Origin of the sequence: Streptomyces viridifaciens, assembly GCF_001888885.2 — a bacterium.
GTDB classification, from domain to species: Bacteria; Actinomycetota; Actinomycetes; order Streptomycetales; family Streptomycetaceae; genus Kitasatospora; species Kitasatospora aureofaciens.
Window position 1 is genome coordinate 4,784,804 of the sequence record NZ_CP090841.1, and the last position, 11,436, is coordinate 4,796,239.

Genomic DNA, 11,436 nt, shown 5'->3' on the forward strand with positions numbered 1-11,436 from the left:
AACTGTCCGCAACGGCGCGATGACCGACACGGGCCAGACACGCGCACGGGCCGGACCACCGACACGGACACGGGCCGGACCACCGACCCGTGTCGGTGATCCGGCCCGCATGGAACGACGTCGCCGGGAGGGACGATCAGCCCCCGGCCCCGGCCCCCGTGAGCGCGTCCGTCCCGCCGGTGGGCTGGGTGGTCGGCTGACCGGTGGGGCCGGTGGTCGGCTGGGTGGTCGGCGTCGGCCGGGAGGTCGGCCGGCCGGTGGGCCGCGAGGTGGGCTGGGTGGTGGGCTGACCGCCCTGGTCGGTGGTCGTCCCGGTGCCGTTCCCGCCGGCACCGGACCCGGACCCGGAGCCGGAACCCGAGCCGGAACCCGACCCGGAACCCGAGCCCGAGCCGCCCGAGGAGTTCGCGCCGGAGCTGTTGCCCTGCTGGCCGCCCGTGCCGGTGCTCGGCGTGGCGCTGCCGGTCGACGGGGTGCTGCTCGGCGTGCTCGGGACGGTCGGCAGGTCGGTGGCGCCCGAGGAGTCCTCGCCGTCCGCCGGGGTCGGGAAGTCGCTCACCGGCTGGCCCTTGAGGGCGGCCTTCATGTAGCTGGTCCAGATCTGGGCCGGGTACTGGCCGCCCGCCGCGCCGTCGATCCCGCCGACGCCGCTCAGGCTGACCTGGGCGCCGGTGCCCGGGTCCTGGCCGAACAGCGCGACCGAGGTGACCAGCTCGGGAGTGTAGCCGACGAACCAGACGGACTTCTGGTCGTCGGTGGTGCCGGTCTTGCCCGCCGTCGGACGGCCCAGCGCCTTCGCCCGCCAGCCGGTGCCGCCCGGGTCGCTCACCACGCCCTGGAGCATCGAGGTGACCTGGTTGGCGGTGTCCGCGCTGATCGCCTGGGTGGTCTTGTGCGCGGGCAGTGCCACGGACTCGCCGCCGCGGTCCACCGACTGCACCAGCCACGGGGTGATCTGCTTGCCGCCGTTGTCCAGGGTGGCGTACACCCCGGCCATGTCGAACACGCTCGGGGTGGCCGCGCCCAGCGGGATGGAGGGCACCGGGTCCAGCCCGGGGGTGTTGCCGGGCAGGCCCAGCGCGATGCCGGTGTCCTTGACCTTCTGCAGCCCGGTGTCCTGGGCGAGCTGGGCGAAGGCTGAGTTGACCGACCAGTCGGTGGCCTGCTGGAGGCTGATCTGGCCGTAGCTCCTGTCACCCTCGTTCGGCGGCGCGTACGGGGTGCCCTTGCCGCCGCGGACCTTGCGGCCGCTGGTGCCGTCGTAGATCGTGTGCGGGGTGACGGTCCGGCCGTCCTGGGTCTTGGCGTTGTTCTCGAAGGCGGCGGCCAGGGCGATCGCCTTGAAGGTCGAACCGGCCTGGTAGTCGCGCCGGGTGGCGTTGTCGACGTAGTGCTTCACGTAGTCGACGCCGCCGTACAGGGCGACGACCGCGCCGGTCTTCGGGTCCACCGAGACGGCGCCGGCCTGGGCGGCCGCGTCCTTCTTCCGCTTGTCCGGGTTCAGGGTGTCGTGCAGCTGCGCCTGGACGGCGTCCTGCAGGGCCTGCTGGCGGTTCGGGTCGATGCTCAGCTTGATCGTGTAGCCGCCCTTGGCCAGCTCGGTCTCGCTGATGACGTTGTTGGAGGTGAGGTACTGGGTGGCCGCGTCCACCAGGTAGCCGGACTGGCCGGACAGCCCCGGGTTGGGCTGTGGGTCCTTGACGTCCGGGAAGGTGGTCCTGGACCGCTCGTCGGCGGAGAGCCAGCCCTCCTTGACCATGCCGTCCATGACGTAGTTCCAGCGGTTGACGGCGTTCTGCTTGCCCGCCGGGGTCGCGGTGGCCACGTCGTACGCGCTCGGGGCGTTCAGCAGGGTGGCCAGGTAGGCGCCCTGGGCCGGGTTGAGCGCGGAGGCGTCGACGCCGAAGTACGCCTGGGCGGCGGCCTGGATGCCGTACGCGCCGCGACCGTAGTAGGAGGTGTTGAGGTAGCCGGAGAGGACGTCGTCCTTGCTCTCGGTGGCGTCCACCTTGATCGAGATGAAGAGTTCCTTCACCTTGCGGGTGATCGACTGCTTCTGGTCCAGGTACGTGTTCTTCACGTACTGCTGGGTGATCGTGGAGCCGCCCTGGGTGCCCTCGCCCTTGGCGGTGTTGAGAGCGGCCCGGACCAGGCCCTGGACGTTGACGGCGCCCTCGTTGTAGAAGTTGCGGTCCTCGGCGGCCAGCGCGGCGTGCTGGGCGGCGGGGGAGACCTTGTCCAGGCCGACGTTCTGCCGGTTGGTCTGGCCGGTGCGGGTGATCACCGAGCCGTCGGCGTACAGCCAGGTGTTGCTCTGGGCCATCGCGGCGGCGTGCGCGTCCGGGACCTTCACCAGCGCGACCCCCAGCGCGAACAGCCCGACGCCGAGGAGCAGTGCGGCGGCGAAGCCCAGCAGGGTCATTCGCCAGGTGGGTATCAGCCGGCGCCAGCCGGTGCGCCTGGGGCGGCGCGGCTTCCCGCCGCCGGGCGCCGTGGTGGTGGAGCGCTTGAGTCGCTTGACCGGCCGGAGGCCGATCGGCGGCCGGCCGCTCTGGGCGTTTCGGAACAAGGCGCGGCCTTTCCTGCGGGCGGACCGGGCCAGCCTGCACAGACGGGGACATCGGCGGTAGGGGACCTTTGTCCCGATTCCGGTTTACTGCCCTGGACGAGCAGGGCGGGCCCAATGGCTCCAGCGGAACGGCAATCGAGACCGACATCACACATAAAACGGACATCAAAGGCCAAAAAATCAGGGAGCCCCTCGCTATTGCGAGAGGCTCCCCAACTGTCTGTGCGCCGCCAGGGACTCGAACCCCGGACCCGCTGATTAAGAGTCAGCTGCTCTAACCAACTGAGCTAGCGGCGCTTGCTGACCTGGAAAACAATACACGGTCCCGGAGGGTGCCTCGAACCGCGGCGGCCCCACCCGGCACTCCGGGCGCCCGTTTCCTCCCATTTGGGGGGAGTTCGGCCGGCGGCTAGGGTGGAAGCGTGCCCAGCCCCCACCTCTGGCACCACCGCGAGCGGACGACCGTACGCCGGCTCGGACCCTGGCTGGTCGGCGCCCAACTGTTCGCCACCGGCTCCGGCACCGGGGTGGGTTTCCTGCGCATCGACGGCGTCCCGCTGCACGTCCGCACCGAGGGCAGCGGCCCGGTCTGCCTGCTCACCGGCGGTCTGGGCAGCAGCTGGTTCGACTGGGACCTCGTCGTCCCCTTCCTCGCCCCCTACCGCACCGTCGTCCGCTTCGACCGGCCCGGCTACGGGCTGAGCGCCGCCGAGCCCGCGACCGGGCGCCCCGCGCCGACGGCGGCCGGGGAGGCCGAGCGGATCCGCGCGGTGCTGGACGGCCTGGGGCTGGGCGGGCCCTGCACCCTGGTCGGCCACTCGCTCGCGGGCTTCCACGTGGAGGCCTTCGCCCGGCTGTACCCCGACCGGACCGCCGGGCTGGTCCTGGTCGACGGCAGCGTCGAACCGGAGCCCCGCCCGTACCCGGCGCCCGCGGCGCGCGACCGGGCGGCCCGGTCGCTGGCGGGCGCCGCGACCGCCCTCGCCGTGCCCTACCTGCTCGGCCCGACCGCCCGCCGGGTGACCGCCCGGCTGTCCACCGTCCGCCGCGAGGACCTCGCCCCTGCGCCGCTGGTCCGGCACTGCTACCGCACCGGCCGGGCGCTGCGCGCCCTGTTGCGGGAGAACGGGCGCTACCTGGACGTGGCCGCCGAGCTGGACGAGCTGCGGCGGACCCGGCCGCTGCCCGAGGACCTGCCGGTCACCGTGCTGGCCGCCGACGACGGCTGCCGGACCGGCCGCACCGAGTCCTGGCTGGCCCGGCAGCGGGAACTGGCGACGCTGCTCGGGGCCGACTACCGGACCACGGCGCCGGCCGGGCACCTGGTGATGTTCGACCGCCCCGACGCGGTGGCCTCCGCCGTCCTCGACACGAGCTGAGGCACGAGCCGACGCCCCCACGGGCCGAACCACGAGCCGGGACCCACACGCGCCGGCACACGGGCCGGGCCGTCACGTCACCCGCTCGCCGCCGCCGTCCGCCGCGCCACCGCCTGCTTCACGGCGTGGGCGACCGGCAGGCTCCGGCTCAGCCGTCGCACCGCGCGCCGGGTCGGGGTGCCCGCCGTTCCCCGGTAGATCCGGTACTCCAGCCGGACCGCGCCGATCAGGCCGGCCAGCTGGTGGTCCCGCTCCTCCGCGGGGCTGGTGGGGCCGGAGACGGCGGTCCGGGCCAGTGTCGCCGCGACCCGCTCGGCGATCAGCGCCCCGGCGTCCGGCGGCACAGCGGTCCAGCGGCGGTAGGGCAGCCCGAGGAAGCGGTGGGTCCGGACGGTGAGCACGCCCTGCCCGGTCAGCCGGTCCAGGTAGTACTGGGGGTCGGTGCGGTGCGGCACCCTGCGGAGCACGTGGTCCAGGGTGGCCCGGTGCCGGTTCTTGCCCGCTCGTTCCAGTTCGGCCAGCACCCGGGCGGCGAGCTCGTCGTGGTCGCCCAGCGGATGGAAGCCGGTGATCCGGCGGCCCTCGACGGTGATCGCGCCGCGGAGCTGCAGTTCGGCGAGCACGGCTCCCGTGATCGCGGTGGGGAAGGTGGTGCCGGGGATCCGCAGCAGTCCGCGCGTCGGTTCGGCGCAGAGCAGCAGCAGTTCCTCGGCCAGCGGTCGGCTGTCGCCCGGCGAGGGGCTCTGGTACGGAGTCACGACCCGAGGCCTACCCACCTCGGAAACGCCTCAGGCCGCCCACCGGAGTGGACGGCCTGAGACCTTGCCATGTGCGCCGCCAGGGACTCGAACCCCGGACCCGCTGATTAAGAGTCAGCTGCTCTAACCAACTGAGCTAGCGGCGCCTGCTGACGTGGAAGACAGTACACGCCGCCGGCCCGATCCGCCGAATCGCATTCGGGCGATCACGCCACGTGGTCACTGCGGGTGGTGGCAGGCCGCCCCGTGGTCCACCTCCAACCCGTGGTCCACCCCCGCCCGGTCGTCCAGCGTCGGCCGCTCCCGCTCGCAGAGTTCCCGGGCCGCCGTGTCCCGGAGCCCGGCGTAGAGCGGGCAGCGGGTGCGGAAGGCGCAGCCGGTGCGGCGCTCGGTGGGGGAGGGCGGGTCGCCGGCCAGCAGGATGCGGTCGCGGGCGCGCTCGGCGGCCGGGTCGGGCAGCGGGACGGCGGAGAGCAGGGCCCGGGTGTAGGGGTGGCGGGGGTGGTCGAAGACGGCGGAGACCTCGCCCTGTTCGACCGTCCGTCCGAGGTACATCACGCTGACCCGGTCGGCGAGGTGCCGGATCACCGAGAGGTCGTGCGAGACGAACAGGTAGGACAGGCCGAGTTCGGCCTTGAGCTGTTGCAGCAGGTTGAGCACGCCGGCCTGGATCGAGACGTCCAGGGCGGAGACCGGTTCGTCCAGGACCAGCAGTTTCGGCCGGACGGCGAGTGCCCGGGCGATGGAGATGCGCTGGCGCTGCCCGCCGGAGAACTGGTGCGGGTAGCGGGCGGCGTGCTCCGGATCGAGGCCGACCTGGCGGAGCAGCTCGGGCACCCGGCGGGCGATCTCCTCGCGCGGGGCGCGCTGGGCGCGCAGGGGTTCGGCGACGATGTCGCCGACCGGCATCCGGGGGTCGAGGCTGGCCATCGGGTCCTGGAACACGATCTGCAGCTCGGCCCGGAGCCGCTGGGCCTCGGCCCGGGTGAGCCGCGCGGTGTCGTGGCCGAGCAGTTCGATCCGGCCGGTCTCGGGGGCGCCCAGCTTCAGCAGTTCGAACAGCGTGGTGGACTTGCCCGAGCCGGACTCCCCGACCAGGCCGAGGGTCTCGCCCTCCCGGAGGTCCAGCTCGACGCCGTCCACCGCGTAGACCTCGCCGACCTTGCGCTTGAACACCGTGCCCTTGAGCAGCGGAAACGTTTTTCCGAGCCCGCTCACCGACAGCACCGGCGCCCGTCCGGCGCGGTCGCCGCCGGAGGGCCCGGGCGGCAGCTCCGGCACGGGGTACACCTCGCTGGGCGCGGGCCGCCGTCCGGCCAGCTCCGCCGACCGCACGCACGCGGCCCGGTGCCCGTCCTCCCCGCTCAACGCGGGCTCCGCCGCCGAGCAGCGCTCCTCCACCAGCGGGCACCGCGCGGCGAACGGGCAGCCGGGCGGCAGTTCGGACATCGGCGCCGGGGCGCCGGGGATCGGTACGAGCGGACCGCCGTGCCCGTCCAACCGGGGCAACGCGCCGATCAGGCCGAGCGTGTACGGGTGGCGCGGGGCCGCGAACAGCTCGTCCACCCCGGCGGTCTCGACCACCCGGCCCGCGTACATCACGGCGACCCGGTCGGCCGCCCCGGCGATCACCCCGAGGTCGTGGCTGACCAGGACGAGGGCCGCGCCGGTCTCCTCCCGGGCGGTGCGCAGCACGTCGAGCACCTGGGCCTGGATGGTGACGTCCAGGGCGGTGGTGGGCTCGTCGGCGAGCAGGATGTCGGGCTCGTTGGCGATGGCCATGGCGATCATCGCGCGCTGGCGCATGCCGCCGGAGAACTCGTGGGGGAAGCTGTCCAGGGCGCGGTCGGGGGCCGGAATGCCGACCAGGTCGAGGAGTTCGGCGGCCCGGCGGCGGGCGGTGGCCCGGTCGACCGGCTGGTGGACCCGGACCGCCTCGGCGATCTGGTCGCCGATCCGGTAGACCGGGGTGAAGGCGGACAGCGGGTCCTGGAAGACCATGGCGACCCTGCGGCCGCGGATCGCGGCGAGTTCCCTGCCGGGCAGGCCGACCAGCTCCCGGCCGTCGAGCCGCACCGAGCCGCCGACCCGGGCGGTGCCCGGCAGCAGCCCGAGCACGGACAGTGCGGTGACGGACTTCCCGGAGCCGGACTCTCCGACGATGCCGAGGGTCTCGCCGCGCCGCAGGGTGAGGTCCACCCCGCGCACGGCGGGCACCGGGCCGTGCGGTCCGACGAAGTCCACCCGCAGGTCCCGGACGGCGAGCAGCGGGGTCTCGACGGCGGTGGTCACTTCTGCTTCCTCCACGAACGACGCGAGCGGGGGGACCGGCGGGAGCGGCGGGGAGCGCCCCCGGCGGTCGGGTCGAGGGCGTCGCGCAGCCCGTCCCCGACCAGGTTGACGGCGAGCACGAACAGCACCAGCAGTCCGGCCGCGAAGTAGAACATCCACGGGAACACCGGGGCCTCGCTGGTCCCGGCGGCGAGCAGGGTGCCGAGCGAGACGTCCGGCGCCTTGACCCCGAAGCCGAAGTAGGAGAGCGCGGTCTCGCTCATCACCGCGCCGCCGACCGCGATGGTGGCGTCGATGATCAGGAAGGAGGCGACGTTCGGCAGGATGTGCCGGCTGATGATCCGCAGCGGCCGCACGCCCATGAACCGTGCGGCACGCACGAATTCGCGCTCGCGCAGGGAGAGGGTCATCGAGCGGACCACCCGCGCGGTGATCATCCAGTTGAACAGGGCGAGCAGCAGCACGAAGGCGATCCAGCCGGCGCTCTTCAGCCGCGACGAGACGATGGTGATGATCAGGAAGCTGGGGAAGACCAGCAGCAGGTCGACCAGGAACATCAGCGCCCGGTCGGCCCAACCGCCGAAGTAGCCGGCGCAGGCTCCCACCACGGAGGCCAGCACGGTGGAGAACAGTGCCACCAGCAGGCCGATGATCAGCGACTTCTGCAGGCCGCGGACGGTCTGCGCGAACACGTCCTGGCCGACCCCGTTGGTGCCGAACCAGTGCTCGGCGGAGGGGGGTTGGTGCAGCGCGCTGAAGTCCGGGGCGGCGTAGTCCCAGGGCGTCAGGTACGGACCGCCGAAGGCGAGCGCGAACAGCAGCAGGATCAGGACGGCTCCGGCGACGGCCCCGCGGGCGGCCAGCAGCCGGGCCAGGACGAGCCGTCCGCGCCCGGTGGCCCTCGGCCGCCCGGTGGGATCGGCGGGATCGGCGCGGCCGACGGGGGAGTCGGGGTCGGTGGGTTCGGCGGCGACGGCGGTCATCTCGGCTCACTCATCTCGGCTCACTCCGGTCAGGACCGCACGCGCGGGTCGAGGGCGGCGTGCAGGGTGTCGGCCAGGAAGCCGGAGGCGAGCACGACGACGGCGGTGAACAGGTTGATCGCCACCACGGAGTTGACGTCCTGTTCGTTGATCGACTGGATCAGCCACTCGCCCATGCCGTGCCAGCCGAAGATCGTCTCGGTGAAGATCGCGCCGGTGAAGATGCCCAGGAAGCTGTAGGCGAACATGGTCGACATCGGGATCACGGCGGTGCGCAGCCCGTGCTTGAGCAGGGCCCGGCGGCGGGTGAGGCCCTTGGCCTCGGCGGTGCGCAGGTAGTCGGAGCCGAGCACGTCGAGCATGGTGCCGCGCTGGTAGCGGCTGTAGGTGGCGAGGCCGCCGAGGGCGAGCGAGACGGTGGGCAGCAGGAGGTGCAGCGCCCAGTCGGCGAGGTGGGCGCCGAGTCCGCCGGTCAGTCCCGGGGTCTCGTAGCCGGTGAACGGGACGACCTCGTGGCCGGCCGCGTCCTTCGCGGCGATCGCGCCGTTCTTGAGGAACAGCGCGACGAGGAAGACCGGGGTGGAGAGCAGCACGAAGGACAGCACGGTGAGCAGCCGGTCTGAGATCCGGTACTGGCGCACCGCGCTCCACGCCCCGGCGGCCACGCCGAGGAGCATGCCCAGCAGGCTGCCCAGCAGCATCAGCCGCAGCGAGACCCAGACCCGGCGGCCGAAGTCGTCGGAGACCGGGGTGTCGTGGATGGTCCGGCCGAGGTCGCCGTGGAGCAGACCGCCGGTCCAGTGGCCGAAGCGCACCAGCACCGGTGTCCGGTCGTTCAGGTTGAGTGAGGTGAGCTGGTGCTCGACCGACTCGGCCGACGGGCGCGGGACCTTGGCGTCGAAGTAGGTGCGGGGCTGGAGGGCGCTCGCGGAGATCGCGTACGCCAGGAAGACGGCGGCGATCAGCAGCGCCGCGTAGTAGCCGAGCCGCTTGGTGAGGTAGCGGAGCATCAACGGCCGCCCGGGGTGGGGACGGGGCCGCCGCGTCTGGTGGGCATCGGGTGGTGGCCTTCGGTCGGGGCCCGGTCAGGGCGTCAATCGGCGGTCGGGACGGGCGGGTCGGGGAAAGCGCAGGTCAGAGTGAAGCACCCCGGCACGGCGGGGGTGTTGCGGCAGCGTTGCGGCCCGTGACTTTTGGATCAGGTGTGCGCTCCTCCCCCTGGTGGCGGATCTGATCCGCTGTTACGTTCCTCTGGCTCGGTGCCGGATTGAGTGCCCATGCTCAAGCCAAGTCATGCCTGCTGCGCCCCAACTCCTGTTCCACAGACCTCACCAGGGGGACCCTCATGGACGCTTCCACCACGGCCCGCCGCCTCGGTCGGGCGACCGCCCTCGCCGTCGCCGTCGCGCTCGCGGTCACCGCGTGCACCTCGGGCGGGGGCGGTTCGGCGGGTGACGTGGCCAAGAGCGAGCCGCCGAGACAGGACTCCCAGGACATCAACGCCAAGCCGTTGGACCAGGTCAAGGACGGCGGGGAGGTGCGTCTGCCGCTGTACCAGTGGATCACCCAGTGGAACCCGTTCCAGGTGGACGGCAGGTACGGCGACGCGGTCGAAATCATGCGTGCGCTGGAGCCCGATCTCTTCACCACCGACGCCTCCGGGAACTTCCAGCCCGTCGCCGACTATCTCCAGGAGGCGAAGATCACCTCGACCTCACCGCAGGTGATCACCTACAAGCTCAATCCCAAGGCGAAGTGGTCGGACGGCAAGCCGCTGGGCTACCTCGACTTCAAGGCGGACTGGGAGGCCAGCAACGGCAAGAAGGACGGCTACAACATCGCCGACTCCTCCGGCTACGAGCTCATCTCCTCCGTCGAGCAGGGCGCGGACCCGACCGAGGTCAAGGTGACCTTCTCCGAGCCGTACGCCGACTGGCAGAACCTGTTCCGCCCGCTGATCCCGGCGGCCGGCATCGGTACGGCCCAGGACTTCAACCAGGCCTGGGTGGACAAGATCCCGATCACGGCGGGAGCGCTGAAGATCGGGACGGCGGACAAGACCGCCCAGACCCTGACCCTGGTCCCGGACCCGGCGTGGTGGGGGACGAAGGCCAAACTCGACCGGATCACCTTCCGGGTGATGTCCCAGTCGGCGACGACCCAGGCGTTCCTCAACAACGAGATCGACCTCGCCACGGCCGGCACCGCCGCCGCGTACGGGCAGCTCAAGGGCGCCAAGGACGCCGTCATCCGGGCCGCCAGTCCGTGGGACGACGTGCACATCTCGTTCGGCCAGGGCGGGGCCCTGGCGGACCAGAAGGTCCGCCAGGCGCTCGGCAAGGCGCTCGACCGGTCCTCGTTGATCAAGATCGCGAACAACGGCGTGCCGGTGGAGTTCAAGGCGCTCGGCAACCACATCTTCATGCCCAACCAGGCCGGCTACCAGGACAACTCCGGTGAGTGGGCGAAGTTCGACCTGGCCGCGGCCAGGAAGCTGCTCGGCGACGCGGGGTGGAAGGACGCGGGCAGCGGTCAGCCGCGCACCAAGGACGGGCAGCAGCTGGAACTGCACTGGGTGATCAACGACTCCACCCCCCAGGCGCAGTTGGACCTGGCGACTGCTGCGGCGGCGATGTGGCTGGCCGCCGGGGTGAAGGTCGACCTCGACAAGGTCCCCGCCAACGACTTCTTCACCAAGTACGTGAACCCGGGCAAGTTCGAGATCGCCAGTTGGCGGAACACCGACTCGTTCCCGCTGTCGACCTCGCTCACCAACTTCCGTCTGCCGGTCGGCGACAACGTCTTCGGCAACTACTCGAAACTCGGCACGCCCGAGATCGACGCGCTGCTGAAGAAGGCCGCCGGCACGCTCGACCCGGCGGAGGCCGCGAAGCTCTACAACCAGGCGGACGCGAAGATCTGGGAACTCGGCCACACCGTCGAGCTCTACCAGCGGCCGGTCGTGGTGGCGACCCGCAAGGGCCTGGCGAACGAGGGCGCGTTCGGCCTGGGGAGCACGGACTACGCCAAGATCGGCTGGGAGAAGTAGCCCGGGCCGCCGAGGCGGCGAGGGCGACCGCACGGCAGGCGCTGGCGAGCAGCGCGGTGATCACGAGGCCGGTGGTGCGGACACGGGTGGGTCGACCGCGCCGCCCCCGCTGTCCTGCCACCGGCCTTGACCTTCCGCGTTGCCCGCAGGCCGCCCGTGTCGTGGGGCCCCGCCGGGGGCCCGCGCTCGCTTCCAACCGGGGAAGAATCTAGCGGGGCATCGCGGCCGGTCGCGGTGCAGCGCGCGGGGCGCGCCCGGAAACCCGCCGTGCTGTCACCCACTTCGCGCACCGGGGCGTCAACTCTCGCTGACGGCAAGGAGAAAAGGGGCACACGAAGGCATCGCGCCTGGCTTCGAACGGAGTTGTCGTACTGGTGCGCGTGCCCGTGTGGGCGCCGGTGCACGC

Annotated in this window: 7 protein-coding genes and 2 tRNA genes; 2 read left to right on the forward strand and 7 right to left on the reverse strand. The window is 72.3% G+C overall.

Annotated features, from left to right (window positions below):
- Positions 1–136 precede the first annotated feature (136 nt).
- Positions 137–2,569, reverse strand: a complete 2,433-nt coding sequence (locus BOQ63_RS28620) for a transglycosylase domain-containing protein (protein ID WP_051747277.1) — start codon at positions 2,567–2,569, stop codon at positions 137–139.
- Positions 2,570–2,792: 223 nt separating this feature from the next.
- Positions 2,793–2,866, reverse strand: a tRNA-Lys gene (locus tag BOQ63_RS28625).
- Positions 2,867–2,991: 125 nt separating this feature from the next.
- Here BOQ63_RS28625 and BOQ63_RS28630 point away from each other — a divergent pair.
- A complete protein-coding gene (locus tag BOQ63_RS28630) occupies positions 2,992–3,948 on the forward strand; it encodes an alpha/beta fold hydrolase (RefSeq protein ID WP_318277936.1) in 957 nt (318 codons plus the stop codon).
- Positions 3,949–4,025: 77 nt separating this feature from the next.
- Here BOQ63_RS28630 and BOQ63_RS28635 read toward each other — a convergent pair whose 3' ends face one another.
- The 5 genes from BOQ63_RS28635 to BOQ63_RS28655 form a co-directional block, all read right to left on the reverse strand.
- Entirely contained in the window at positions 4,026–4,706 is a 681-nt protein-coding gene (locus BOQ63_RS28635) for a GOLPH3/VPS74 family protein (protein ID WP_051747276.1), read from the reverse strand.
- Between the two features lie 72 nt (positions 4,707–4,778).
- A tRNA-Lys gene (locus BOQ63_RS28640) sits at positions 4,779–4,852 on the reverse strand.
- Between the two features lie 73 nt (positions 4,853–4,925).
- The gene (locus tag BOQ63_RS28645; protein WP_030598336.1) at positions 4,926–6,998 is read right to left on the reverse strand and encodes a dipeptide ABC transporter ATP-binding protein; all 2,073 of its coding nucleotides are present in this window, start codon (positions 6,996–6,998) and stop codon (positions 4,926–4,928) included.
- A complete protein-coding gene (locus tag BOQ63_RS28650; RefSeq protein ID WP_046386477.1) occupies positions 6,995–7,981 on the reverse strand; it encodes an ABC transporter permease in 987 nt (328 codons plus the stop codon). Before BOQ63_RS28650 ends, BOQ63_RS28645 begins: the two co-directional genes overlap by 4 nt.
- Before the next feature lie 29 nt (positions 7,982–8,010).
- Complete coding sequence (locus BOQ63_RS28655; protein ID WP_030290053.1) at positions 8,011–8,991, reverse strand: ABC transporter permease; 981 nt, start codon at positions 8,989–8,991, stop codon at positions 8,011–8,013.
- Between the two features lie 335 nt (positions 8,992–9,326).
- On the opposite strand from BOQ63_RS28655, the gene BOQ63_RS28660 reads away from it, so the two are divergent.
- Complete coding sequence (locus BOQ63_RS28660) at positions 9,327–11,030, forward strand: ABC transporter family substrate-binding protein (RefSeq protein WP_072655188.1); 1,704 nt, start codon at positions 9,327–9,329, stop codon at positions 11,028–11,030.
- Positions 11,031–11,436 lie beyond the last annotated feature (406 nt).